Genomic DNA, 26335 nt, shown 5'->3' with positions numbered 1-26335 from the left:
CTCCAACCCGTAATCGCTCTAAGCACCCGGGCAGGGATCGCGATCGATCACCAAGGCATGAACCAATTCATGAACTGCATCGGGCGGCCGATGCTTTGATTCATGCCCGCCATGTCGTTGCGCATGGACGAGGTCGACATGGTCATCGCCTGTATCGAACGATCCATCGTCTGAATGCTCGTCAGCATGGGCTCCAGGGTGTTCACATCCCGAGCCATTGAGTCCACGCTCACCGCCATGGTTCGAACATTCGCACTCATCTGTCCCATGTTGTCGGAGATCGACTGCATGTTGCTGGCCAGCACCGTCATGTTGGTGTCGACACTGATGGCTAGATAGTGGACGTCCTTGGCGAGACTGAAAACCAGGTAGAACCCGTAGGCCGCAAGGATGATGAAGGCGAACAGACTGGGATAGACGATCAGCTCCCAGCGCTTTGCGCTGGTTTCGAATGCCTGGGACAGGCGATCGATCGCAAAGGCATGCAGCTGAACCTCGGTGACGCCCGCGGCGCGCGCATCGGCCTCCGCTTGCTCGTTCGATACCTCGCCATCCGGGGAGGCATCGGTCCTCGGGATCTCGTTCTGCGCCATGATTCGGGCCGGTTCTTGATCAGTTGATGAAAAAAGTCAACATGGTCGGCGCGTTACCGCCCAGGATCACATGCACTCTTTTCGCGATAATGGCCTCCCGCAAAGCGAAAGGCACTGCAACATACGGGGCTCTACCGGAAGCTGAGTCTGGGATTCAAACAAAGCAACTCAAACCTCTTTAAAAGCAAGGCTATTCGCTCGCGCATGATTGCGTGCAGGCGATTAACTATCCGTCCCCGCTCCCGTTGTCTCAAGAGCTTAACAGAATTGCCGCATGCGACAAGGCGAACCGATCACCGTGGACGGATCAGACTCACAACGTGACCGACCGCCACGCAGGCAGGCCTGAAACGAACGGACCTCGCGTCGGCGGTTCAACTGACAAGGTGCGGATAGAGCGTCGCGGCCAGCCCGAGAAACTCCCGCGCCGCCTTGCCGCGTGACTCCAGCTCGAACACCGCCAAGCCCTCGCTGAACGAGCGCCGAAAGACGGTGCGTTGCGAGAGCCTCGGCTTGATGAAGCGAATACCCTGGAGCGAGACCAGCGCGGCTGCGGCCTCGTTGGTCTCGCGAACTGCGTGATGGGTGTCGCCCCGATTGATGAACCCGATGATGTCGGGAGGCGTCTCTCGCTCGACCGAGGCAATCAACTGGATGAAACGCTGGGTCGACCAGATATCGGCCTGCGACGGCGGGACCGGAACGACGACGCGGTCGCACCGCGCAAGCGCCGTACGCAGGCTCTCCATGTCCGAGGTCCCGACGTCGATGAGGGTCTCGTCGGCGGCCTTCAATTGCTCGGGTGCCAGGGCGCGCTTGTCGGACGCCTTCAGGACGGGATCGAAGCCCTCTTCCTTGCGCACGTCGATGACGTCGGTCAGGGTCGCCTGAGGATCCGCATCGATCAGTTGGACCTTCACGCCCGCCATCGAGAGCCAGACCCCCAGATTGAAGGTCAAGGTGCTCTTGCCCGAACCGCCCTTAAGACTTCCGACGATCGTGATCATGCCGTGCTTCCGCGTCCGCGTTCATCCCCGATGCCGCCCCGAGCGACTATTGGCCGGGCTGGGGCATCTCCATGCGCGTGTACCCGGCGGGCACCGCAAACAGATGGTCAGGCTGGTCGCCGATCCGGATCGACTTGAGCTCGCGCATGCCGCCGCCCGGAAACTCCTCTCGGACCGACAGCTTCAACTCCGGATCGTACCATTGCAAAACCCGAGTCGGCGGCTGATCCGGCGCGGTCGTGGTCATCTCCCATTTCTCGACCTGACGGCCTTCCATGGTTTCGGTGCCGACCATCACGAGCTCCATCTTCTCGCCGTTGGACATCTCGTGTTTCAGCGGAATCGCGCGCTCGGCGTCGATCCAGAGGGTTCCGTTCATGGACTGGCCTTCGTGGGTCATGACCATTTCCCATTTCACCGCGGCCCGCCCTCCGACCGCCTCCTCGCCGACACGTCTACAGGTCAGGCCGGCCATACCGGCGCAGGGATCGTTCTCCGCGGTCGGGGTCGGCGCCGGTGCGGGTGCGTCTTCGCCAGGCGGCCCTCCTTGCTCCATGTAGGTCTGCCGCTCAGGGAAGATGACCCACATCATCCCGCGATTCTGATCGATGATCTGAACTACCTCTTGACCCTGCTGCGTCATCTCCTTGCGCATCCGGCCGTCGCCCACGAACATCTTGACGGTTTCGGCCTGCCCGTCCGGACCTTGACTGATCATGTCGGCGGAGAACTGGACACCCGAGATCTCCGCGTGCGCCGTGGCCGCCAAGGCGGATGCGAGCGCGATACCCAACACAGCCTGCGTTTGCGTTCTCATCTTGTCTTATCCTCCCATCGATCGGTGATCAGTCATGATGACACCCCGCCCCGTGATCGGGGTCACTTAAGGCTGCTCGTGCATCGCACCCGCGCCGATGCCGATCGGCATGGCCGCAATCGCGTAGCAGGGGGCGAGCTCGGCAGCAAGGGTTCGGGCGAGCCGGATCAAGGCCAAGGCGCCGGCTCGAAGCCGAACGTCCGAGGCGGCGGCGTCAGCGCGTCCATCAGTCCCGCGGGGGCTCGAGTCCGCCCGCCCCGGTCGTCGCGGTCCGGCTCCAGCGGACGCCAGCCCGGCGTTTGCGCGCGCTGCTCCGCCTCCTGACCCGTCAGCGGTCGGAACCTGTATCCCGGCGTCTCCCCTTGCCCGCTCCAGCGGCCCGACCACGGCTGCGGGTCACCGCGAAACCGATATTCCGGCTGCGGGGAGACCGGTGCGGCACCCTCGCCCCACGGCGACGGGCCCGGTGAGGATTCGCGCCAACCTCCCTGCACTGTCCGTGCGTCGAGATCGACCCAAGGCTCGGTGGACACCGTCCCGGTCGAGATCGAGGGCGAGGTCGCGTCGGAATACCGGCCTATTACAGGGGGGCCAGAGGGGTCGCCGCGATAGCGTTTCGCCGGCTCTCGGCCGCCCTCCACCCAGCGCCCGTCGCGGTCGACGAATCCGTCGAGCTCACTGCCCGCCCCCGGAGCGATGTCGTAGCCGGCGTACCCGGATCCTGTCCAGGTCCTATCATCGTTGCGGCGCAAATCATCGTCTCTGTACTCGTAAGGATCGTGCGAGCCGCTATCAAACTCCGACCGCTGCATCTCGTATCCATCGGAATAAACCGGTTCGTCGCCCCATGTCGGTTGTCGAGCCTGCCTCCAAGACTCCGCCGCGAATGCCCCCTGATGCGCCGTTGCGGAGACCAAACCAAGCAGCAGCCCGGCGACGATCGAGAAAGGCGTCATAGCGCGACCTTTAATCCGTTGTCAGGTGATGTCCTCTGCACCGCGCCAGGTCTCGCGATGGACCCGAGGCATCGCCGGTGCTGCACGCATCGCGCTCTGTCGAGGTCCGAACCCGGCCCCGCGTCCGTTCGTAAGAAAGACGCGGGTCGTCGCCGATACACTAACGATCGCCCGTGTCGTTCTCGTCGTCGATCTTCAAGCGAATACCGCGCCGAGGTGCCTTCTTCTGAACCGGCTGACTCGAGGTGTCCGCCGCTGCGGTCTTCTGCGCTGCCGTCTTGCGCGTCGTCGGTTTTGTTTCCGACGCCGTCGTCGCGCTCTTCTTGGTGATGGTCCGAGCAGGCTCCAATGCGGCGCTCTCGCCTTTGGCGGACGACGCTTCCTTCTCCACGGACGTATCGGCGGCCGCTGTCGCCGCCACGGGGCGTCGAGCGACCGGCTTGCGAGCCGGTTTGGGCTTGAGCGCGCTCTTCGCCGCGTCGAAGAGCAGCAAGAAGATCCCGCGCAGCGCATAGAGCACAAGGATGAAGAACTCTACGACCTTACCGAAAAACCGGCTGACACCACCGCCGGAGCCCTTGCGCGGTGTCTTCAGCGGCGCGGCATCCGTCAGGCACGGGAGGCTGGTTCCGGGCGGGGCCGTCGCGAGAGCCACCCGACACATGTCGTCGCCTGCGGCGACGCAGCCGAGCGGGATGACGATCAGGGTCAGAACGGTCGAGACCAGCACGCCGGACAGAAGCGAGATCGCCATACCTTGGAAGATCGGATCGGTGATGATGACGCTCGAGCCCGCGACCAAGGCCAAGGCCGTGATCACGATCGGGCGCGTGCGAATCTTGCAGGAGCGGATCATCGCCTCGGCGACCGGAACACCCTTCTGGATCTCGTGGATCGCGAAATCCACCAGCAAGATCGAGTTTCGCACGATGATTCCGGCCAGCGCGATCCAACCGATCATCGAGGTCGCCGTGAACTCCCCGCCGAGACCGAGGCTGAACATGATCGCGTGCGCCGGGATGATGCCGAGCAAGGTGAGCGGGATCGGCGCCATGATGACGAGCGGGATGCGGAAGTTGCCGAACTCCCAGACCACCAGGATATAGATCAGGATCAGCGCAACGCCGAAGGCGGCGCCCATATCGCGGAAGGTCTCGTAGGTGACGGTCCACTCGCCCGCCCAGGTCCAGGCCAAGCGACTGCTGTCGGGCGGCGCGTCGAGCCAGAAGATGGCGTCGTCCATTTCCTCGCCGCCTTGCGGCTTGGTTCCGTCCGGTGCCGTGTAGTCCTGCTGATTGAGGATACGCTCGACCTGGAACATCGCGTACACGGGCGCTGCGAGCCGCCCGCCGACATCGGCCACCACGTACTCGACCGGACGCAAGTCTTTGTGATAGATGATGTCCTCTTCAGGCGTCAACTGGAACTCGCCGAGCTCGCGCAGCGGTACCGTGTATCCCTGATTCGACTGGATCGGAAGATCACCGAGGCGATCGACCTGGGAGCGCTCGGCCAGGGGCACCTGCAGCACGATCTGCACCGGCTCATGGCCCATCTGGCGCCCCGCTTGGGGCTTGATGTCGCCGATCGGAGACCCACCGAGGGCCATTGCGAGATTGCGGTTGATGGTGTCGACCGAGATCCCGCGCCGCACCGCCTTTTCGGTATCGACGTTGAAGCGCCAATAGTCGAAGGCACCTCTCAGATAGTTGTCGACATCTCGTGTGCTCTCGGCCTTTCCGAAGATATCGGTGAGGTCGCGTGCGAACTGCCGCCTCAGCTCGGGCGTGGGCCCGTAGACCTCCGCGACGACCGACTGCAGCACCGGCGGACCTGGCGGCATTTCCACCACCGCAAGTGCTGCCCCGGTGCCCTCGACCATCTTACCGAGCAGCTCGCGCGCCTCGACGGCGATCTCGTGACTGCTTCGATCCCGATCGTGCTTGTCGGTCAACTGGACCTGAAGCTCGCCCTGCCAGGGATCGGACCGCAGGTAATAGTGGCGCACCATCCCGTTGAAGTCGAAGGGTCGAGCGGTCCCGGCATAGAGCTGAATAGCCGTGACCTCGGGCATGCTGCGCAGCTTGTCGGCCATGCGATGCGCAAGGTTCGCCGTCACCGGCAGCGCCGTTCCCTCGGGCATATCGAGCACGACCGAAAATTCGGGCTTGTTGTCCAGCGGCAACATCTTGACTGCCACCAGATTGAAGTAGAAGAACGACAGGGTGACAAGGAAGGTGCCCCAGAGCGCAAGCTTGAAGGCCAAGCGCTTGCCGTGGTTCTCGATCAGCGGTGTCAGGATCCGTCGATAGAGCTTTTCGAGACCCTCGGCCTCCTTGTGCTCGCGCTTCTCCGCCGCCGCGAGATACTTCATCGAGGGCCGTAGCCATTTGGAGATCGCGAAATAGGGCGTGAAGACGAAGGCCGCGAACAGCGAGATGAACATCGCCACCGAGCCCAACACCGGGATCGGCGCCATGTAGGGGCCCATCATGCCGCTGACGAACCCCATCGGCAGCAAAGCCGCGATGACGGTGAATGTCGCCAGGATGGTCGGGTTGCCGACCTCGCGCACCGCGTCGATGGCCGTGTCTTCGTCGGTGCGTCCCTCTTCGAGCCAGCGCCGATAGATGTTCTCGATGACCACGATGGCGTCGTCGACCAGGATCCCGATCGAGAAGATCAACGCAAACAGGCTCACCCGGTCGATCGTGTAGTTGGTCACCCAGGCCACGAAGACCGTCATGAAGAGCACGACCGGGATGACCAGCATGACGACGATGGCCGGACGCACCGCGCGGAAGGCCAGCAGGACCAGGATAACCACGAACATGGTCGCCTTGATCAGCTTGCCGATCAGCTCCGAGACCTTTTGGTCGGCGGACTGCCCGTAGTTGCGCGTGATGCTGACCTCGACGTTGGCCGGGATGCGCGAGCCCTTGAGCTCCTCGACGCGCTCCATGATGGCGTTCGCCACAGTCACGCCGTTGGTCAACTCCTTCTTGGCGACCGCGATGGTCACCGCCGGGCGGCCATCCGCGGCATCCTCGATCTCGGATGCCGGCCCCGTGTAGAAGGCGACCAGCTCGGAGGCGTCTTCGGGACCCTGGATCACGCGCGCGACGTCGTGGATATAGATCGGCAGGTTGTTGAATGTGCCGACCACCAGACGATTGACGTCCTCCACACCCGTCAAGAAGGCCCCGGTGGTGACCGAGAAACGTGCCCCGCTCGCCTCGAGGCCGCCTGCGACCTGCTCGGCGTTGGCGCCGACGAGCGTTTGGGCGACCTGATCCAGACTGATCTGATATCCGGAAAGGCGCTCGGGGAGGACATCGACGGTCACGACCTCGCGACGCCCACCGACGATGAAGGCGTTGCCGGTATCCTTGACCTGTTTGACCGCCTGCAGTACGTCCTGCGCGAGCAGACGCAACTGACCGTCGTCCACATCGGGAATCCCGTCGCTGTCGAGATCTCTGGACCAAAGCGTGAGCGTGACGATCGGAACGTCGTCGATCCCCTTGGTCTTGATCAACGGCGGCATGACCCCGGGCGGGATCTTATCCATGTTCGAGGCGACCTTGTCGTTCACCTTGAGCAACGAGGGGCCCATCTTCTCCCCGACCACGAACTCGACGGTCACGATGCCTTGGCCGCGCTGAGACGCGGAATAGACATGCTTGACCCCGGGGATTTCGCTCATCATCCGCTCGAGCGGCTGCATCGCCATATTGGCGACCTGCTGGGCCGAGGCGCCCGGATACTGCACCATGATGTCGATCATGGGCACCGAGATCTGCGGATCCTCCTGGCGCGGCGTCATGACAAGACCGAGAAGGCCCATCAACAGCATGGCGACATAGAAGAGGGGCGAGAGCGGGGAGCGGATGAAGAATCGGGCTGTCCGCCCGGCGATTCCGAGGCTGTCCTCGTCGTACGCGGGATCCTTGCGATCCTGCGGAGGAGATGTGACGTCTTGGCTCATGTCGAATCCAGATTAACCGGGCCTGCGCCGCATCGCTGCGACATGGATTGCACAGGCGATCGCGGGGCGATCGCCGGGGCTAAAGGGAGCGGTTGTCAGCGATCCGCGGGTGTGCCGCTCGCCCAACCGGCCGTGACGCGGGGACCGGGATTCGTGAGGACACTCTCGCCGGCACGAAGCCCGCTCAGAATGGTCACCATCCCGCCGGGCAGCTCCTCGCCGACGCGGATCAAGCGCAGCTGAGGCTCGCCCCGCTCGCTCAAGACATAGACGCCGGGCAAACTGCCGTTGTAGCGCACCGCGCTGCTCGGGATGACCGGATTGGCACGCGCCGGCGCGTTCAGGTCCGGCACCAGCACCTTGGCGTACATCCCGGGCTCGGATACGCCCTGCGGGAGATCGAACTTGATCTTGACGGTGTGACGCTGCGGATCGGCCATCGGGAAGATCTGCGCCACCCGGACAGGTACGCGCCGGTTGTCCGGGTCAAGCTCGGCTTGGACCATCATCCCGTCGCGTAGGCCCGGACGCAGGCGCGCCGGGACATCGACCTCGACCTGAAGGTATTCCACGTCGGCGTAGTTGAGCATGGGTTGCCCGGGCTGGATGGTGTCGCCGACCTCGACGAGTTTGCGCACGATCACCCCGTCGAAAGGCGCGATGCTGCGGGCATCGCGAATCTTCGAGTCGAGTGCCTGAAGCTCCGCCTGGAGTCGCATCATGGCGTTCTGCGCCTCCTGAATCTGAATCCCCGAGGCGAAGAGATCGGCCGAGCGCTCGGCGGTGCGATCACGCTCCCCGACGAAGCTCTCGGCCGGTCCCGTGAACATCTGATCGAACAGATTCGGCAGCCCCATCCCGCCCATCGCGGAACGCGACTGCGGCGAGTAGATCTCTCTGGAGTATTGAACGCCTGCATTGCGCAGTTGGGCATCGGCGCTCGCCATCTGCGCGAGCAGTGCGCGTCGATTCGCGAGCAGCTCCTCGTCGCCGATCGCCACGAGTAGATCCTTCTCCTTGAAGGTGTCGCCCTCGCGGCCGGCGATGAAGGTGATGCGCCCCGGCAGCTGCGCGGCAAGCGTCACCTCCTTATAAGGGACCACACTGCCGCCCAAGGAGACGGTGGGTGCGCCCTGCGCCTGCTGAACGACGAAGGTCTCGCCGATTTCGGCCTGCATCTGGGCCTGGACCGGGCCCGACGAGACGACAGCGGCAACGGCGAGCGTGCACGCAAAACGGGCGGTTCGAAACTGTATTGACATCGGATCGCACACCAAACGCTGGGTTTTTTGTCGCACGTCCGATTGGCGCTATGGCGTTCGGACCTGCCGTGGACACCGGACAGCCTCGTGGGTCCGGCGCTCATCCGTTGCGGATCCGCAGCATCCGAGCCCGGGCGCCTTTGGCCTGCTCAGTGCCGCGTTGTCTTTTCATTCTCCGGACGGCGCAGTGCCGCAGTATGCCTTCGACAACGCTCGACATTCAAGCCGACGAACGCCGGCTCTACGCAACGCACGCGGCAGCGAGGCGTTCGAGGCCGCCAAGCAATGCCGCCGTCGCCGTGCTCGCGAGCCGGTTCCAATCCGATTAACCCTAGCCCGTGACCGGCTATCCATCTCGCCGAACTTCAGTGTAACATCATGCGCCACTGCGGTCGGGGCCGGATCGGTTCGGCAGATGTGACCGTTTTAGCCTGCCGGCAATCACGTCGAGCGCCTCGGACGCCGTTGTTCCGATTGCCTTGCCGTCTTTGCATTACCCCTTAAGCGAACCGTTGTGATCCAGATCGAGGAGCTGACCCTATGCCGTCTACCGCCGAGGCCGTTCAACAGCGCATGCAGGAGCTGGAGTCTCATCTGGAGCAAGAGAACCCGGTCCTGCTCAGTGCCGTGCAGAGCTTCCGGGCGATCGACCGCGTGGCTTACGGGACGGGTCTGCTCGACACCAATCAGTCGTTCGCGACCCAGATCCCCTGGTGGCCGCTGATTTCGATCTTGGGCACCTTCTCGGCGGGAAAATCGACCTTCATCAATTATTTTCTCGGCCAGAAGCTGCAACGCACCGGCAATCAGGCCGTCGACGATCGCTTCACAGTCATCGTCTACAGTCCGGAGAAGGTCAGTCATTCGCTTCCGGGAGTCTCGCTCGACTCGGATCCGCGCTTTCCCTTTTATCAGATGTCGCACGACATCGAGCAGGTCGCCGGCGGGGAAGGCAAACGCATCGATGCCTATCTGCAGCTCAAGACCTGCTGCAGCGAACGTCTGCGCGGCAAGATCCTGATCGACTCGCCCGGCTTCGACGCCGACGCCCAGCGCACGGCGATCCTGCGCATCAGCGATCACATGATCGGTCTGTCCGACCTCGTCTTGGTCTTTTTCGACGCGCGTCATCCCGAGCCGGGTGCCATGCGCGACACCCTCAAGCACTTGGTAAAGGACACCATCCACCGCGCCGATTCGGGCAAGTTCCTCTACATCCTCAATCAGCTCGACACCGCAGCCAACGAGGACAACCCGGAGGACGTGGTCGCGGCCTGGCTGCGCGCGATCGGCGAGGCCGGCCTGACCGCGGGCCGCTTCTATACCATCTACAATCCGGACGCCGCCAACAGCATCCCGGACGAGCACAAGCGTCGGCGCTTCGAGAAGAAGCGCGACGAAGACCTCGGCGAGATCTTCCTGCGCATGGAGCGCGTGGAGATCGAGCGCGCCTACCGCATCATCGCGGCCTTGCGCGAGACCGCCAACGCCTTCGGCCACGAGGCCGTGCCCCTTCTGCAAAGCGCCGTGCGGCGCTGGCGCACCCGCACCCTGCTCGTCAACGCTGCACTCATCGCGCTTGTCGGTGTGTTGTTTCTCTATTGGAGCATCGGCGCGGGCCATTGGGTCGGGCTCTCCTATGAGCCTGCCTGGCTGGAGGTGTTGACGAGCCAGATCCCGTGGGGCCGCGATGCCTTGATCGGGATGCTGATTGTTCTTGCCGTCGGCACCCATTTCACGGTCCGCAAATTGGCCGCGATGAGTGTCGAGCCCTGGCTGAGAAAGCAGGTTGCACGCAAGAACCCGCCGGGAAATCTGATGTCTGCCTTCAGGAAGAACACACGTTTCTATCGCCCGGTCATCATCGGCCGGCCGATCGGCTGGAGCGGCAAGGCCCGTGCGCAGATCAACGAGGTGCTTCAGAACTGCGAGAATTTCGTACAGACGCTCAACGAGCGCTATACCAACCCCAAGGGCCTGAAGGATTCGCCGCACAAGGCGCACGCCGTGCGCCTCCCGGACGATCCGGCGGCCGTCCTCGGCAAGAAGGAGCGCTCCGCGGCTTGATCGAACCGCGAACACTGGTGACACGATGAGCATCCGAACACCCGAGCAAGCATCGCGACCCGCCATCGAGGTCCCGCCGCACCCGCAATGGCCGGCTCTGAGCACGCCCGAGAGGACCGCGCTCACGGACCGGATCAAGGCCCTGCTCGAGGCGCAGGATGCAGTCCTGGTCGCCCACTACTACACGGATGCCGATCTTCAGGAGCTCGCCGAGGAGACCGGCGGCTGTGTCTCGGACTCTTTGGAAATGGCCCGCTTCGGCGCCGCCAGCAGTGCGCAGACGCTGGTGGTCTGCGGCGTTCGCTTTATGGGCGAGACGGCGAAGATCCTCAATCCCGAGAAGCGGATCCTGATGCCGGATCTTCGCGCCACCTGCTCGCTCGACGAAGGCTGCCCGGCCGACGCCTTCGGCGCCTTCTGCGATGACCATCCCGATCACACCGTCGTGGTCTATGCCAACACCAGTGCCGCGGTGAAGGCTCGCTCCGATTGGGTCGTCACCTCCAGCATCGCCCTGCCCGTCGTCGCCCATCTTGCCGAGCAGGGCCGCAAGATCCTTTGGGCGCCCGACAAGCATCTGGGCCACTATGTCCAACGCATGACCGGAGCGGACATGCTGCTCTGGGACGGCGCCTGCGTGGTTCACGAAGAGTTCAAGTCGTTCGCGCTGGAGCGCTTACGCAAGCTCCATCCCGAGGCGGCGGTGCTGGTGCACCCCGAATCCCCGGACGAGGTCGTCGATCAGGCCGACGTGGTCGGCTCGACCACGCAGCTCATCAAGGCTGTAGTCGAGATGCCGAACCGGGAGTTCATCGTCGCGACAGACGCCGGGATCTTCTGGAAGATGCACCAGCTCGCACCGGGCAAGACCCTGATCCCGGCCCCGACGGCCGGCGAAGGCGCGACCTGTGAAAGCTGCGCACACTGCCCATGGATGGCCATGAACGCATTGCAGAATCTGGAGCAGGTCCTGCTCAAGGGCGACCAGGAGATCTTGATCGATCCGGCACTCGGCAGACGAGCGCTGGTGCCGATTCGCCGTATGCTCGAATTCGCGCGCGAACGCGGGATCGGAGCACGACGCGACGCCGACTAAACCGCGTCCGGAGCGCGATGCTCATTTTCGAGTGAGCTCGACGTTTGGTGCATCTACGACCCTTAGCGGCGATGCGGTCTAAAATGATCTATTTTTTAATATCTTAAACCGCGCAGCCCCCAACGGTCGTCAAGTCTGCCCCGGCCGATCCCATCCGAAAACATCGCACACCGCGCTGGGCGCGGTTTAAGACCCGATCAATCCGCTTGTTCCGGCCCCCGCACCGGCCGGTCTCCTCGAACCCATGACCGATAAGCGTAAGCTTGCCCACCTTGGCAAGCACGGTGCGGATGCCGTACCATCGATTGCGAATCGTCAAAGAATAAACGCCTGTCCGGCGCCCACACGAATAAAAGCCGCGACGGCCAACGACGTCCCCCAGTCGTCGCCGTAAAGAGGATGTCTATGTCTGAAGCCCGCAAATCCACGCGCAGGACGTCGCTTGTCGTCTTGGCACTGGTGTTTCTGGCGGGGATCGGATTTGCCGGCGCAATGTCCGGCGGTCTGGCCTATTCGAACCGCATGGAGCTCTGTGTCTCCTGCCACAGCCTACAGGTCCCCTACGCCGAATATCAGGAGTCGGTTCATTATAAGAACGCCTCCGGTGTTCGAGCGACCTGCTCGGACTGTCATGTGCCACGTGAATTTTTCCCGAAACTCCATGCAAAGGTCATGGCGGCCAAGGATGTCTACCACGAGTTGATCGGCACGATCGATACCCCGGAGAAGTTCGAGGCTCAGCGTTGGGTGATGGCCAACCGTGTTTGGGACAGGATGAAGGCGAACGACTCGCGAACATGCAGGAGCTGTCACGAATTCTCCGATATGGATCTGTCGGCCCAGAGCCGCTCCGCACGCAGCCGACATGGCGCGGCCGAGGATCGCGGCCAGACCTGTATCGACTGTCACAAGGGGATCGCCCATCATCTCCCCGATGAGCCGGAAGAGCCGCCGCCCGCCGAGCCCCCGAAAGCGTCTGCAACAGACACCCAAGCGGCATCCGAAGCGACTCGTGGCGAAGGCGGCACGACCGAGCCCGCAGATCCGGACGCCGCCTGAGCGAGCCATGCAGCGAACACGCCGAGGTCGGTCATGAGTGTCATCCAGCTTCCGAAGCGACATCGACGTGCGATGAGTTCACTTCTGCTGCTCGTCGCCGCGTTGCTGTTCAACGACGTACAGGCGGCCGAACCGGTGAGCCCCGATCTCGGCAAGGAGCTGCGCCTCGCCGCCATGATAGGCGACACCGAGACCGTCGCCGCATTGCTCGACGAAGGGGTCCCGGTCGATAGCGCGAACGAGTTCGGCAAAACGGCCCTGATGATCGCCGTGGAATCCGACGACCTCGAAACGGTTGCCCTGCTCCTGACGCGAGGAGCCAACGTCAATGCCCGCACCGTTGCGAGCTGCACGCCGCTCACCTTTGCCGCGGAACACGGCAATATCGCCATCACCGCCGTCTTGATCGAGCGCGGCGCCAACGTACACGACCGAACCCGCAGCGGCTGGGATCCCTTGATGATCGCCTCGCGCTACGGGATCGCGGACATGGCCGAGCAGCTGCTGTTTCGCGGCGCCGACCCCAAGGCATCCGACGGGGACGGGCGAACAGGGCTCATGTTGGCCGCCGCGCACGGGCAGGTCGAGGTCGTCGACCTCTTGATCGAAGCCGGAGCGGAGCTCGAATCGAGGGACCGCGAGGGAGAGACGGCGCTTCTGATCGCCGCGGACGCGGGACACTGGCACGTGGTGAAGGCCCTGCTCGACGCAGGTGCCGACGTCGATGCCCGCGACGGACTCGGCGCAACGCCGCTGATCCTGGCCATCAGCCAAGACCATCCGGACGCCGCCCGGCTCCTGCTCGAGCGCGGCGCCGATCCGAACCTTCAGGACGAGGACGGCACCACCGCCTTGATGGAAGCGGTCGTCACGGACCACGCGGAGCTGATTCGACTCCTGTTGAGCTATCGCGCCGATCCCGCCTTGACCAACAGCGATGGACTCACCGCCGCAGACCTGGCGAAACAACGAGGCAATCAAGAAGCCGCCGCGCTCTTGGCGCAGCGACCGAGCAGCCCCTGAGGCCGTCACCCGACCGACGCGGCCCGGGGGCGACACCGAATGCACCGAGGGACGCAACAAGGACGCCCTTTCTGCATCGCGGCATCGAGCGCCGCGCGTTACCGACACCACCTAACGACCATTTGGAGGAAGCATGGCCACGATATCACCAAGATTGGCCCTAGTTGCCGGCGCACTCGCGCTCGGCCTGTCCTCGGGAGCCAATGCCGACGCCACCGCGTCGATGCTCGCCAATACCTGCGCCGGTTGTCACGGCACCCTCGGTCAAAGTGCCGGTCCCGCATCGCCCATCATCGCCGGGATCAACCGGGTTGTCTTCGTCGACATGATGCAGGGTTACAAGAGCGGCGACATCTATTCGACCATCATGGGCCGGATCGCCAAGGGATATACGGACGAGGAATTCGAGAAGATGGCCGAATTCTTCAACACCCAAGAGTTCAAGCCGGCTCAGCAGGATTACGACAAGGCACTGGTAGACCAGGGTGCGAAGCTGCACGAGAAATATTGCGAGAACTGCCATGCCGAAGGCGGCATCCCGTTGCGGGATCCGGAAACCGGTGAAGACGCCGAGGATTTCTACCTCCTCGCCGGCCAGTGGACGCCCTATCTCGAATTCACCATGTCGGACTTCCGGGAGGATCGTCGCGAGATCCCCAAGAAGATGAGAAGCAAGCTGGATGACCTTCTCGAGAAAGACGGAGACGCGGGTCTCGCCGCCGTGTTTGCTTTCTACGCAAGCCAGCAGTAAACGCCACCGGAGGAGAAAACGGAATGAAGATCAACAGACGTGATTTCGTAAAGGTTGCCGGTGCCGCGACTGCGGTCGGTCTGGTCGGTGCACCGCACCTCGCCTTCGGCGCGACGCAAAAGGTCGTGATCGTCGGCGGAGGGACCGGTGGAGCGACAGCGGCCAAGTACATCAAGATGGCCGATTCGAGCATCGACGTGACGGTCATCGAGCCCAACAAGGAATACATCACCTGCTATCTGAGCAACGAGGTGCTCGGCGGCGAGCGTACTCTGGATTCGCTGAAGGTCGGGTACGAAGGGCTCAAGGCGCACGGGATCAACGTCGTGCATGACACGGCGACGGGCATCGATGCCGAGAAGAAGGTCGTCAAGACCGCCGGCGGAACTGAATTCGGTTTCGACCGCTGCATCGTCGCGCCGGGTATCCAACTCCTGTACGACAAGGTCGAAGGCTACAGCGAAGAAGCCGCTCAGAAGCTGCCGCATGCCTGGAAGGCGGGCGAGCAGACCATGATCCTGCGCAAGCAGCTCGAGGACATGGAAGACGGCGGCGTGGTCGTCATCTCAGCGCCGGCCAATCCCTTCCGCTGCCCGCCCGGGCCGTACGAGCGTGCCAGTCAGATCGCCCATTATTTCAAGGCCAGCAAGCCCAAGTCGAAGGTCATTATCCTCGATGCCAAGCAGGCATTCTCCAAACAAGGTCTCTTCACCAAGGCGTGGGAACGGCTCTACGGCTTCGGGACGGACAATGCGCTGATCGAATGGCGGCCCGGTCCGGATGCCGCCGTGGCTTCGGTGAACGTCGACGACATGACGGTCGAGACCGGTTTTGGCGACGAGATCAAGGCCGCCGTCATCAACATCATACCGCCCCAGCGCGCCGGCGAGATCGCGCAGACCTCCGGACTTGCGGACGACAGCGGCTGGTGCCCTGTCGACCCCAGATCCTTCGAGTCGAAGCTGCAGAGCGGCGTGCATGTGATCGGGGATGCCTGTATCGCGGGCGCCATGCCCAAGTCGGCCTATGCCGCCAACAGTCAGGCGAAGGTCGCCGCGGCCGCGGTGGTCGCGATGCTCAAGGGTGAAGAGCCCGGGACGCCCTCCTACGTCAACACCTGCTACTCGATCGTCGGCACCGACTACGGAATCTCGGTCGCGGGCGTCTATCGCTTGTCGGCCGACGGCAGCGCCATCGAGGACGTCAAGTTCACTGGACCGGACGGCACGGAAGTCAGCGCCGGCGGCGTCACCCCTGCCGATGCCCCGGATTGGGCGCTGGCTCGCGAGGTTCAGTACGCCTACAGTTGGTACAAGAACATCGTCGGAGATTCCTTCGGCTGACGACCAAAGAAGGCCGCGTGCGCTGCCGATGGTATCCCAAGCGGGAATCTAATTGGGCATCGCATCCGACCAGATTGTAAAGGGGCCGAAAGGCCCCTTTTTTTGGCTTGTCCCTTCCTGAACCGCGTCGGCTCAGACGCCGCTTGATTCACGCAACGCCGAGCCGAGCGACAACATCGTCTGTTTGTACAGGACGCGGTTCAGCCCTGCTGCATCAAGATCCGTAGATCCAGCACCGCCGCATTGGCACGCGATATATAGGACGCCATCACCAGCGAGTGATTGGCCAGGAAGCCGTAGCCATGCCCGTTGAGCACGATCGGGCTGGCCATCGGCTTGCTCGCCCCTTCGAGGTCGCGAATGATCTGCTGAATCGAGACGTCCGCGTTCTTGGACGCCAGAATCTCCGCAAAGTCGATGGAGATCGCCCGCATCATGTGCAACAAGGCCCAAGTGTAGCCGCGGGCCTCGTAGTAGGTGTCGTCGACCAGGTGCCAGGACGTGGCCGATCCACCCGAGTCGATCCGCACCTCGTCCACCGCATCCTTTTCATCGACGTTCTGCACCAAGGCGGCGGTCAGCTCGTGATCCCCCACGCTCGCACTCAAGCGCAGCGCAAGGCTGCCGAGTCGTTTTTCGACGATCGCGAGATAGGACGCGAGATTATCCGCGCGGGCGTAGAAACGCGCGCTTCGGTCTTCACCGGTGGAGAGATCGCGAATGAAGAGGCGCAAAGCATCGATGGCTTGACGATATTCATCCTCGGCCGACGGAAGGAGCCAAGAGGAGGCATCGATCGCGAACTTCACGTCGGCACGCTTCGCATGGTCATTCTCGATGGACTGAGTCTGGGAGCGGCTGAAATCGTTGCGAAGCGCATGCACCGAATCGCGAAGCTCCTTGAGCGCGCCGTACTCCCAGCTCGGCATATTGTCCAGATACAGGCCCGGCGGGGTCAGGTCGTTGTAGAGAAAGCCGCCGCTCTTATCCAGGAGGGTCTCCGCAACGCCGATCGCCGCGGCCACGACCGCCGTCCCCGGCACAGGCTTGCCGCCGGAGCCCGCCAGCACTTCCGCCTGGAGAGCTGCAACGTCGAAGACAGGTGGCTGGCGCGACCAGACGATGCCGAGTGCAAGCACCAAGACGGCGTAGAGGGCAAGCCCGATCCCCACGATGCGCAGCGCGGAGGGGCGCGACCCCGTCCGAATGCTCGAACCGATTTCCGACGGTTTCGGCTGATCGACCTTGTTTGAGCTCGGCCCGTGATCACTGCGCGTATCCGGACCCAGCGGCGCCATTGCCGGTTTTTCGTTCATGAAAGACTCCTGTAGGTTGTGGTGAATTCAGTGGACCGGCGGAGACAAGAGGCCCTCGGCCGCAAAGGAAACAGATGTCGCCGCCCCCGGCGCAACGCCCCGGCTCGCACCCGGACGCGTGAAGCGGATGGTGTCCGGCGCCGTCGTGCCGCCCGAAATGACGAAAGTCATGGCCTCGTCGACCGACCAGTCCTGTGGAATCAGTCGATCCTTTGGCACAATCTCGAGATAGCCCCCGGTCGGGTTCGGTGCGGTCGGGACATACACCGCCGCCAGCTCGATGCCGCTCTCTCGGTCGATCATGGTGTGCGTATGAAAGCCGACAGCCTTCATCTCGCTGTGAGGAAACTCGATCAACACGACCTTTTGCGCCTTCTCGACCCCGTCGCTCCGAAATGCCTCGACGAGCCTCTTCGTCGCTCCATAAACCGTGGTGACGAGCGGGATACGCTTGAGCCAGTCCTCGACACTGGAGAAGACCTTCCGCCCGATCAGATGAGTCACCGCCCATCCCAGTAGATACAACATCAAAAGCGTCAGCATGATTGCGAGCGCCGAGGACAGCCAGGGCACTTCCAAGATCCAGCGGGCCATGTCCGGCGACAGCGGTCGCACGGCATTGGCAAGGATAATCACCTTGGGTCGTCCGATCCCCGAGAGCAGGTCCAGAAAAAACAAGAAAACAAAGGAGGTCACCATGAGGGGGATCACGGTCACCACCCCGGTGAGTAGATTTCTCCGAAAATGGGTCATCGATTTCCTGAGGCTTCGCTGCCGTACGGTCGTGGCGGGTTTGACTGGCGGCCCCCTTTGGAGATCCGATTGCAGCGGAAATAATGGGGGCTTTTCCGTTTAAACCAGCTTGAAATCATTGATATCCGGTCGTCCGACCCATCCTCCGCGCGCATCGCAGACCAAGGGATCCGAGAGCGATCAACCGCTCGTACCGCGCCGGGTCACCGCGCGGCGGCGCAGACCCGATGTCGGATGCCGATCCCCTACAGTCTAAGACGTTTGTCCTCGACCTCCTACCGATCGTTCGTAAATACTGGCGGTGTCGCCATTAACAATTCGTCTTTTTAAGCGTTTTCCTTCGTTTTTTCATCTCTGCACGGAATTTGCCTCGATCCCCATTGGAGTGATGCCGACGACGCCCCACCCTCGTCTCTCGCCGATGCAAGAGCGCCTTTCAACCGTCACTCCGGCCCGGTCGGGGAGCTTCGACACCCGACTGCAGGTCGTGGGCCGAGCGTCGACAACCGGACACAGAGATCCAGAGCCTAGATCTATGTATCGACATCCCGTCTTCGCACATCCTCGAGCCGCCACGCTACGGGCAATCGGCTTCGCGCTCGTCTGGTTGATCCTGGTCGGGCCGGATGCAGCGTCGTGGATCATCGGCGGACCTTTCGTCGTCGCGGCGACGCTGGCGAGTCTGAGACTGTCCAAGCCGCGGGAACGGAACCTTTCGGTGTCGAGCTTGGCCGGCTTCATACCTTATTTTCTTGTCGAGTCGCTGCGAGGCGGGCTCGACGTCGCTGCGCGTGTGCTGCTTCCGAGGTTGCGAGTTCAGCCGGGAAATCAGGAATATCGTGTCAGCCTGAGGAGCCCCGAAGCGCGGTTGGTCTTCATCGACAGCATTAGCCTCTTGCCCGGAACGCTGAGCGCCGATCTACGCGGGGATTTGGTGACGGTGCACGCGCTCGACGTCCGCACGGACGTCGTGGAAGGTCTGACGACGCTCGAGCGGCGCGTCGCCGCCCTGTTCGGCGAATCGCTCCCACCCGCTTCGGACCGGACAATTGCCCGGACTACTGCGGGCCGTTCCCCGGCGGACGAGACGTCGGCGCGCGAGACACCGAGCCATCCGGAGGGTCGCCCATGAGCGCATTTCTCTTGAGCATCGCGCTGGTGTTGATGGCCGGCATCGCCGCCGGACTGATCCGCGTCGCCATCGGTCCGTCCCCGTCGGATCGCATGATGGCCGCGCAGCTGATGGGGACCTCCGGGATCGGCGTCATCTTGCTCCTCGCCCCGGTGCTCGCCGTCCCGGCGCTGATCGATGTAGCGCTGATCTTCTCGCTACTCGCGGCCGTCGCCGTCACGGCCTTCACTCGGCGGCGCCTCGCGAACGACGGAGACTGATTCGATGGATCCGGTAGCGCTCCTCTCCGGTGCCTTCCTCGTGGTCGGCGCATTCTTTTTCATCGCCGGGACGGTCGGCCTGATCCGTCTACCCGACCGCTTCAGTCGGCTCCACGCACTGACCAAGGCCGACAATGTCGGTCTGGGATTCATCGTGCTCGGGCTGATGCCGCTCGTACCCGACCTCTTCTACGGCCTCAAGCTCGTCTTGGTCTGGCTGCTCGTGGTGATCGCGGGCGCGACGGGCGCACACCTCATCGCCAAACGTGCGCTGCGCGGCGACGGCGAGGACGTCCTATGAGTGCCCTTCTCACCGTCTTCGATCTGCTGCTGACCTTGACCCTGCTCGGCCTCGCCCTCGTCACCGTCACGAGTCGCGAGCCGCGGCGGGCGGTGATCCTCTTCATCGCATTCGGACTGCTGCTCGCGCTGGTTTGGGCGAGGCTTCGGGCGCCCGATTTAGCCCTTGCGGAGGCCGCGATCGGGGCCGGCCTCAGCGGCGCCTTGATGCTCGCCGCGGCCCGACGGGCCTCGGGTCGCAAGACCTCTCCGGCCGAGGAGAGCGACACGGAGGACGCGCCGTGATTCGGCCTCTGGAGCACATCATCATTCCAATCGGGCTGATCGCCGTCGGCGGCCTGCTCGGCTGGTCCTTCTTCCTGGCGGTGACGGGCGATACGGGCGAGCGTCTCGCCGCCGTCGCCCTGGCGCGCGTGCCCGACAGCGGCGTGTCCAACCCGGTGACCTCGGTCCTGCTGAACTTCCGCGCCTACGATACCCTCTTAGAGTTTGCGGTGCTCTTGGCCGCACTGCTCGGCATCTGGTCCCTCGGGGCGGCCGACACCGGCTTTCAACCGGCGGCGAGCGTCCTAGACGGCATGGTCGCGGGGTTTGTGCCCCTTTTGATCCTCTCGGCCGGCTACATGCTGTGGGTCGGCGCCTATGCGCCGGGCGGCGCCTTTCAGGCCGGCGCCCTCCTGGGCTCGGCCGGCGTCATGCTCGCGCTCGCCGGACATCGCAACGCCGGGCTTCCGTCCGAAGGCCGACTGCGCATCCTCGTTGCGCTCGGGGTCTTCGTCTGCGCCATGACGGGTCTGCTGCTCATGGTCGCGGGCGACGGCTTTCTGACCTACCCCCCGGGCCTCGCGAAATGGCTCATCCTGCTCATCGAGACGGCCGCGACCCTCGCCATCGGGGCAACCCTGGCGGCGGCCTACTTGGGCGGCCGTCCCACCGCGCACCCGACGAGCGGGGAGACGACATGACCGGTCAGGTCCTCTACGCCCAGCTCCTCTACGGCGGATCCGGGATCCTGCTGGTACTCCTCGGTCTCTGGTCGTTTCTCGTGCATGGGCCGCTGCTGCGCAAGCTGATCGCGATCAACCTGATGGGGGCCGGTGTCTTCCATATCCTGGTCGCCATCGGTTATCGCGGCATCGACACCCCGCCGGATCCGGTCCCGCACGCCTTGGTCCTAACCGGGATCGTGGTTGCCGTCAGCGCCACGGCACTCGCCTTGGCGTTCGGCAAGCGATTGGATCAGGATGATGATTGACGCACTGCCCCTGGCGGTCACACTGCCCCTGATCGGCGCATTTGCGGTCACCGTCTCGCCCCTGCATGCGCGCGGCCTGGGCCTCATGGCCGCCGTGCTCACGGCCGCAAGCGCCCTTTCGGTGACGGCGGCGGTCTGGAGCGACGGCGTCCTGAGGGCCGATCTCGGCGGCTGGGGCGTCCCGCTCGGCATCGCCTTGGAGGCCGACGGGCTCTCGGCGGCCTTCCTGGCGATGGCCAATGTGGTCGCCCTCGCCGTCAGCGTCTATGCCGGGGGCTACTTCAAGCAGGAGAGCGCGCGGCACTTCTGGCCCCTCTGGTTGCTGCTGTGGAGCGCCTTGAACGGACTCTTCCTCGCAGCCGATCTGTTCAACCTCTACGTGACGCTGGAACTCCTCGGCATCTCCGCCGCGGCCTTGGGCGCACTCACCGGGACGCGCGAAGCGGTCGCCGCGAATCTGCGTTACCTCTTGGTGGGCCTGCTTGGCTCCATGAGCTATCTGCTCGGCGTCGCGCTCATCTACGCCGCCTACGGCGTACTGGATATCGGCCTGGTCGCCGAGGCGATCGAGCCCGGACCTGTTGCTTGGACTGCCATGACCCTGATGATCGGCGGACTGATCCTCAAGGCCGCCCTCTTCCCGATGCACTTCTGGCTCCCGCCCGCGCATGCCAACGCCCCGGCACCGGTCAGTGCCGCCTTGTCCGCCCTAGTGGTAAAGGCGGCCTTCTATCTGGCCCTACGGCTCTGGCTCGACGTCTTCGCGCCGGTGCTCAACGAGGCCGCGGCGAATCTGCTCGGCATTCTCGGCGCCGCAGCGGTCGTCTGGGGGTCTTGGCGTGCGCTGCGCGCCGAGCGGCTCAAGCTCCTTGCGGCCTATTCGACCGTCGCCCAGATGGGCTATCTCTTCATCGCCTTCCCCTTGCTGGCCGCGACCCCGCCCGGCCTGGCCCGGGACAATCTGCTGGCCGCCGTCGTCTTGCTTGCCCTGACCCACGGCTTTGCCAAGGCCGGATTCTTCCTCGCGGCCGGGATGGTGCAAAAGACCGCCGGTCACGACCGGATCGACGACCTCGGCGGTGCCGCGCAGGCACTGCCCGCAGCCACCTTCGCGATTGGTCTGGCCGGTGTCGCCCTCATCGGTCTGCCGCCGAGCGGGACCTTTCTGGCAAAGTGGGTGATGCTAGAGCAGGCGATGATCCTGGGGCTCTGGTGGTGGCTGATCGTGATGATGGTCGGCACGCTGCTCGCGGCTGCCTACATCTTTCGAGTCCTCAGCCGCGCCTTCAATCGCGAGCCCACACCCTATCGTTTCGTCAACGACGCCCGCACCGAGCTTCCGGCGCTCCTGCTCGGGCTGATCGCGACCTTCGGGCTCGGGATCGCAGCCCAGCCGCTGTGGGTCTTGCTCGAGCAGGGGGCATTCGGATGAGCTTCGACACTTGGCTGCCGGCCGCGATCGTCCTGAGCTCGATGATCCCGGGCATGCTGATCTTCCTGTTGCGGGAAGAGAGTCACCGGCTGCGTACCCTACTGAACATGACCGGGGCGCTGGTCAAGGTAGGCCTGGTGATCTGGATGATCGGCGGCGTCTACGACGGACAGAACTACGAGACCCGCTGGACGCTCGCCCCAGGCCTGGACCTGGTGCTCAGGGCCGATGCCCTGTCGGTCCTCTTCGTCGCCTTGTCCACGCTCCTGTGGTTGGTGACGACCATCTATGCCATCGGTTACCTCGAGCATTCGCCGAACCGCAGCCGGTTCTTCGGCTTCTTCAGCGTCTGTGTCTCGGCGACGGTCGGCATCGCACTGTCCGGAAATCTCCTCACCTTCGTGATCTTCTACGAGATCCTGACCTTGGCGACCTATCCCTTGGTCGCGCACCGCGGCACGCCCGATGCCGCCCACGGGGCCAAGGTCTATCTCGCCTATACGATGGGGGGCGGGGCCTTGCTCCTGGTCGGCGCGATCTGGCTGCAGGCGCTCGTCGGCCCGGTGGAGTTCACGCAGGGCGGTATCCTGGGCGTGTCGCCCGAAGAGATCCGCGTGGAGTTGATCCTGATCTTCTTCGTGCTGCTTGGCGGACTCGGTGTGAAGGCGGCCTTGGTGCCGCTGCACGGTTGGCTGCCGCAGGCGATGGTCGCCCCCGCACCGGTCAGTGCGCTGCTGCACGCGGTCGCAGTGGTGAAGGCCGGGGCCTTCGGGATCGTGCGCGTGGTCTACGATGTCTACGGCGTGGAGTTCGCCTATGCGAACGGGTTGCTCCTGGCACTCGGCATCCTGGCCTCCGTCACCATTATTTACGGGTCGCTGATGGCCCTGACCCAGGACAGTCTGAAAAAGCGGCTGGCCTACTCCACCGTCAGTCAGGTGTCCTACATCGCGCTCGGCACCTCGATCTTCGGACCCATCGCGACCATCGGCGGCGTCGTCCATCTGGTCCACCAAGGGCTCATGAAGATCACGCTCTTCTTCTGCGCCGGGAACTATGCCGAGACCCTAGGTGTGAACAAGGTCAGCGAGATGGACGGCGTCGGGCGGCGCATGCCCTGGACCAGTCTCGCCTTCACCGTCGGCGCGCTCGGCATGATCGGGGTCCCGCCGGTCGCCGGCTTCGTGAGCAAATGGTATCTCGGGCTCGGCGCCGCGGATGCAGGCTCGAACTGGGTCATCGCGGTCCTGATCGCCAGCAGCCTGCTGAATGCCGCCTACTTCCTGCCCATCCTGCACCGTGCCTGGTTCAGGCCCGCCCCGAAACAGTGGCCGCAGGAGCACCGCCATCCCGGGCGATTCGAGATCGCGGGCGCCCTGCTCTGGCCGCCGGTGATCACGGCCGCGCTGGCGCTGAGCGCCGGACTCTTCGCGGCGGCGCCCTTCACACCGCTTGAATGGGCGAGCCTGATCGCCGAGCGGGAGTACGGCCGATGACCTGGCTCCTACCGCTCGTCGCCGCGCTTCCGCTTCTGGCGGCGGCCTTCGCCACGCATCGGCTGGCCTGGTGGACCCCGGCAGCGGCGGCCGCACCGGCGCTCGTCGCGGCTTTGCTGGTGCCGATCGGGGAGTCGCACGACCTGCCCTGGCTCCTGCTCGGCGCGCGTTTCGGTCTCGACGAGATCGGACGGATCTTTCTGATCTTCACGTCGATCCTCTGGATCGCCGCCGGTATCCATGCCGTGGCGAGCATGCGCGGCACGCCGCACGTCGGGCGCTTCAACACCTTCTTCCTGCTGGCGATGGCCGGCAACCTCTGGCTGATCGTCGGTCAGGACCTGGTCAGCTTCTATGCCGGTTTCGCGCTTATGGGGCTCTCCTCCTACGGCCTGGTGATCCACGAGGGCGACCGCAGCGCCTTGCGAGCGGGCAAGGTCTATCTCGTCTTGACCCTGGGCGCGGAGCTTGCCCTGTTCGCGGCACTCGTCATGATCGCCTCGACGACCGGCTCGATCACGCCGACCCCGAAGGATCTCGTCGAGCTCGACGATCTCGCGATCGCACTCCTGGTGCTCGGTCTCGCGGTGAAGGCCGGCCTGGTTCCATTGCATGTCTGGCTTCCGCTTGCCCATCCAGCCGCACCCATTCCGGCCAGTGCGGTGCTCAGCGGCGCCATGATCAAGGTCGCCCTGCTCGGCTGGCTGAGGTTCCTTCCGGTCGGCGAGGTCGCCTTGCCGGGCTGGGGGCTGCTGTTCGTCTTTGCCGGCCTGGCGACAGCCCTGTATGCAGCCCCCATCGGTATCCTGCAGTCCAACCCGAAGGTTCTGCTGGCCTATTCAAGTGTCGGCAAGATGGGGCTCATGGCGGTGACCTTGGGACTTATGCTCATCGCGCCCGAAATCGCTCCGGTCGCCGCCATCGGCTTGGCCCTCTACGCCGGACATCACGCGCTGACCAAAGGCGGTCTCTTCCTAGGCGTGGGTCTGCGTAAATCCGCAGGCTTACAGGGGGTGGTCTTCGGCGGGCTCGTGCTGCTCGCCTTGTCGATGGCCGCCGTGCCGCTCAGCAGCGGCGCCGTGGCCAAATACGGGATCAAGCCGGTCCTAGTCGATTCCGATTGGGCGTGGCTGCAGGTCGCGGTCGCTGCGACCACCGTCGCCACCGCCTGGATGATGGTGCGGTTCGTTTGGAGTTTGAAGCGCGTTCATGTCGCGGATCGCTCCGGAGGCGGGTCGGCCTCACCCGCGATACCGCGTGTGACTTGGGCACTGTTGGGTTGGGTTCCGCTGATCGGCTTGGTGATCCTTTATCCCTTGGTGCTCGGATCACCGACGGCCTGGCTGACCGATGTCGGGCTGATCGCCTTGGCGGGTCTGCTCGCCATCCCCGTCGCCGTCCTCGCCTTACGGCGGCCCGCGGCGCTGGCGACCCTGGTCGACAGCATCAAACCCGGCGATCTACTCGAGCTGGTCCGCCCGCTCCTGATGAGTGCGCGGTGGACCCTGCGCTGGTCGATCCGCGGCTATCGGAATGCCTCGGCTCCGATGACTGCGCGACTTCGGGAACGCCTGAGCGAGCTCGCCCGGCGTCCACCCTCCGATCTGGACCGCCGGCTGACCGCTTGGCCTCTTGCGGGCGGGCTGTGGCTGAGCATCATGACGCTGTTGATCGTTTTGTCCCTGGTCGTGCCGACGCAGAGACCGTCCCTTCCCCGAGTCGATCACGACGACACGACGCCGATCATGGCGCCGACGACGCCCTCCCCGGTATCGCCCGATGCCCCGTCGATCGCGCCCGCTCCCCTGCCCGGCGTCAGGGATTCCGATCTGACCGTGCAGCCAACCACCCCGCCGACCGAACAGTCGGACGCACTCGACCCGACCGCCGAGCCGGGAGCCACCGCGCTCGATGCGCCAAGTCGATCACTCGAATCGAACGAATTCGACGTCGCAACGGCGGAATCGCCCGCGCTCGAACCCGACCCTCCCGAGCCGGTGTGCGATCCCAACGAGCCCTATATCTTCCGTCATGCGGCGAGCGATCGCGAGGTCGCCTTGGTCCGATGCGTCGCCGTGGACGGCACGCCGCAACGTCTCGAAGCTCCGCCCTTATCGAACGCTCTGGTCCTCCTGATCCAGACGCATCTCGACGCGCTCGGCTTTGCCCCCGGCCCGGCGGACGGGATCCTCGGCCCCAGAACCCGCGACGCGATCCGACGCTTCCAAACCGATCGTGGTCTCGAACCCACCGGCGCCATCACCTTCGACCTGCTCGATCGGCTCTTGGAGCCCGATTAGACCGGAGCCGAGTGCGACGCACCGATCGACCAGCCCCATTCACGGGGCGATCAGCCTCGCAATGCGTTCGGGAGATGCCCTCGCATGTTCGCTCACGACGTGCCGGATAGCGTCCTCCACCGGCATCAG

General features: G+C 64.2%; 22 protein-coding genes. 15 read left to right on the top strand and 7 right to left on the bottom strand.

Translation table 11 applies throughout. The features are described from left to right. Nucleotides 1-47 precede the first annotated feature (47 nt). From BLV04_RS18755 to BLV04_RS18730, 5 genes are all read right to left on the bottom strand, one after another. The gene (locus BLV04_RS18755) at nt 48-593 is read right to left on the bottom strand and encodes a hypothetical protein (RefSeq protein ID WP_093035883.1); all 546 of its coding nucleotides are present in this window, start codon (nt 591-593) and stop codon (nt 48-50) included. Between the two features lie 374 nt (nt 594-967). Next, the gene (locus tag BLV04_RS18750) at nt 968-1600 is read right to left on the bottom strand and encodes a nucleotide-binding protein (protein WP_093035880.1); all 633 of its coding nucleotides are present in this window, start codon (nt 1598-1600) and stop codon (nt 968-970) included. A 46-nt stretch (nt 1601-1646) separates the two neighbouring features. Then, on the bottom strand, nt 1647-2417 hold the full coding sequence (locus BLV04_RS18745) for a hypothetical protein (RefSeq protein ID WP_093035877.1): 771 nt from the start codon (nt 2415-2417) through the stop codon (nt 1647-1649). A 1116-nt stretch (nt 2418-3533) separates the two neighbouring features. Continuing rightward, nucleotides 3534-7361 carry an efflux RND transporter permease subunit gene (locus BLV04_RS18735; protein WP_093035871.1) on the bottom strand — a complete coding sequence of 1276 codons (3828 nt, stop codon included), beginning with the start codon at nt 7359-7361 and terminating at the stop codon, nt 3534-3536. A 95-nt stretch (nt 7362-7456) separates the two neighbouring features. Continuing rightward, nucleotides 7457-8539 carry an efflux RND transporter periplasmic adaptor subunit gene (locus BLV04_RS18730; protein ID WP_093035940.1) on the bottom strand — a complete coding sequence of 361 codons (1083 nt, stop codon included), beginning with the start codon at nt 8537-8539 and terminating at the stop codon, nt 7457-7459. 624 nt (nt 8540-9163) lie between these two features. Between BLV04_RS18730 and BLV04_RS18725 the strand changes: the two genes are divergently transcribed. From BLV04_RS18725 to BLV04_RS18700, 6 genes are all read left to right on the top strand, one after another. Continuing rightward, nucleotides 9164-10690: a dynamin family protein gene (locus tag BLV04_RS18725; RefSeq protein ID WP_093035868.1), complete on the top strand. Its 1527-nt coding sequence runs from the start codon at nt 9164-9166 to the stop codon at nt 10688-10690. Between the two features lie 25 nt (nt 10691-10715). After that, nucleotides 10716-11786, top strand: coding sequence for a quinolinate synthase NadA (nadA, locus tag BLV04_RS18720; protein ID WP_093035865.1), 1071 nt, complete (start codon nt 10716-10718; stop codon nt 11784-11786). A 405-nt stretch (nt 11787-12191) separates the two neighbouring features. Then, complete coding sequence (locus BLV04_RS18715) at nt 12192-12845, top strand: NapC/NirT family cytochrome c (protein WP_093035862.1); 654 nt, start codon at nt 12192-12194, stop codon at nt 12843-12845. A gap of 72 nt (nt 12846-12917) precedes the next feature. Then, nucleotides 12918-13868: an ankyrin repeat domain-containing protein gene (locus BLV04_RS18710; RefSeq protein WP_175534696.1), complete on the top strand. Its 951-nt coding sequence runs from the start codon at nt 12918-12920 to the stop codon at nt 13866-13868. A gap of 133 nt (nt 13869-14001) precedes the next feature. After that, nucleotides 14002-14619, top strand: a complete 618-nt coding sequence (locus tag BLV04_RS18705) for a c-type cytochrome (protein WP_093035856.1) — start codon at nt 14002-14004, stop codon at nt 14617-14619. 23 nt (nt 14620-14642) lie between these two features. Beyond that, nucleotides 14643-15962 carry an FCSD flavin-binding domain-containing protein gene (locus BLV04_RS18700; protein ID WP_093035853.1) on the top strand — a complete coding sequence of 440 codons (1320 nt, stop codon included), beginning with the start codon at nt 14643-14645 and terminating at the stop codon, nt 15960-15962. Nucleotides 15963-16162: 200 nt separating this feature from the next. On the opposite strand, the gene BLV04_RS18695 is transcribed toward BLV04_RS18700, so the two are convergent. Together BLV04_RS18695 and BLV04_RS18690 are read right to left on the bottom strand one after the other, a co-directional pair. Continuing rightward, entirely contained in the window at nt 16163-17278 is a 1116-nt protein-coding gene (locus tag BLV04_RS18695; protein ID WP_093035850.1) for a DUF2333 family protein, read from the bottom strand. A 27-nt stretch (nt 17279-17305) separates the two neighbouring features. Further along, entirely contained in the window at nt 17306-18031 is a 726-nt protein-coding gene (locus BLV04_RS18690; protein ID WP_093035847.1) for a DUF502 domain-containing protein, read from the bottom strand. 535 nt (nt 18032-18566) lie between these two features. Here BLV04_RS18690 and BLV04_RS18685 point away from each other — a divergent pair. From BLV04_RS18685 to BLV04_RS18645, 9 genes are read left to right on the top strand one after another with little or no spacing between them, the layout of a single operon-like run. Then, a complete protein-coding gene (locus BLV04_RS18685) occupies nt 18567-19163 on the top strand; it encodes a Na+/H+ antiporter subunit E (protein WP_093035844.1) in 597 nt (198 codons plus the stop codon). Continuing rightward, nucleotides 19160-19423, top strand: a complete 264-nt coding sequence (locus BLV04_RS18680) for an MrpF/PhaF family protein (protein WP_093035841.1) — start codon at nt 19160-19162, stop codon at nt 19421-19423. The genes BLV04_RS18685 and BLV04_RS18680 overlap by 4 nt, the downstream gene beginning before the upstream one ends. A 4-nt stretch (nt 19424-19427) precedes the next feature. Further along, nucleotides 19428-19724 carry a cation:proton antiporter gene (locus BLV04_RS18675; protein ID WP_093035838.1) on the top strand — a complete coding sequence of 99 codons (297 nt, stop codon included), beginning with the start codon at nt 19428-19430 and terminating at the stop codon, nt 19722-19724. After that, nucleotides 19721-20008: a Na(+)/H(+) antiporter subunit B gene (locus BLV04_RS18670; RefSeq protein ID WP_093035835.1), complete on the top strand. Its 288-nt coding sequence runs from the start codon at nt 19721-19723 to the stop codon at nt 20006-20008. The genes BLV04_RS18675 and BLV04_RS18670 overlap by 4 nt, the downstream gene beginning before the upstream one ends. After that, nucleotides 20005-20688 (top strand): MnhB domain-containing protein, encoded by a 684-nt coding sequence (locus BLV04_RS18665; protein ID WP_093035832.1) that lies wholly within the window; start codon nt 20005-20007, stop codon nt 20686-20688. Before BLV04_RS18670 ends, BLV04_RS18665 begins: the two co-directional genes overlap by 4 nt. Next, a complete protein-coding gene (locus BLV04_RS18660) occupies nt 20685-20978 on the top strand; it encodes a cation:proton antiporter subunit C (RefSeq protein ID WP_093035829.1) in 294 nt (97 codons plus the stop codon). The genes BLV04_RS18665 and BLV04_RS18660 overlap by 4 nt, the downstream gene beginning before the upstream one ends. Further along, the gene (locus tag BLV04_RS18655) at nt 20971-22410 is read left to right on the top strand and encodes a complex I subunit 5 family protein (protein WP_093035826.1); all 1440 of its coding nucleotides are present in this window, start codon (nt 20971-20973) and stop codon (nt 22408-22410) included. Before BLV04_RS18660 ends, BLV04_RS18655 begins: the two co-directional genes overlap by 8 nt. After that, on the top strand, nt 22407-23906 hold the full coding sequence (locus tag BLV04_RS18650; RefSeq protein WP_093035823.1) for a proton-conducting transporter transmembrane domain-containing protein: 1500 nt from the start codon (nt 22407-22409) through the stop codon (nt 23904-23906). Before BLV04_RS18655 ends, BLV04_RS18650 begins: the two co-directional genes overlap by 4 nt. Next, nucleotides 23903-26206, top strand: a complete 2304-nt coding sequence (locus tag BLV04_RS18645) for a proton-conducting transporter transmembrane domain-containing protein (RefSeq protein ID WP_093035820.1) — start codon at nt 23903-23905, stop codon at nt 26204-26206. Before BLV04_RS18650 ends, BLV04_RS18645 begins: the two co-directional genes overlap by 4 nt. Nucleotides 26207-26335 lie beyond the last annotated feature (129 nt).

Origin of the sequence: Thiocapsa roseopersicina, assembly GCF_900106925.1 — a bacterium.
Lineage (GTDB): Bacteria > Pseudomonadota > Gammaproteobacteria > Chromatiales > Chromatiaceae > Thiocapsa > Thiocapsa roseopersicina.
The sequence above is the reverse complement of the archived record's forward strand: the minus strand, read 5'-3'. Positions and strand labels throughout refer to the sequence as shown.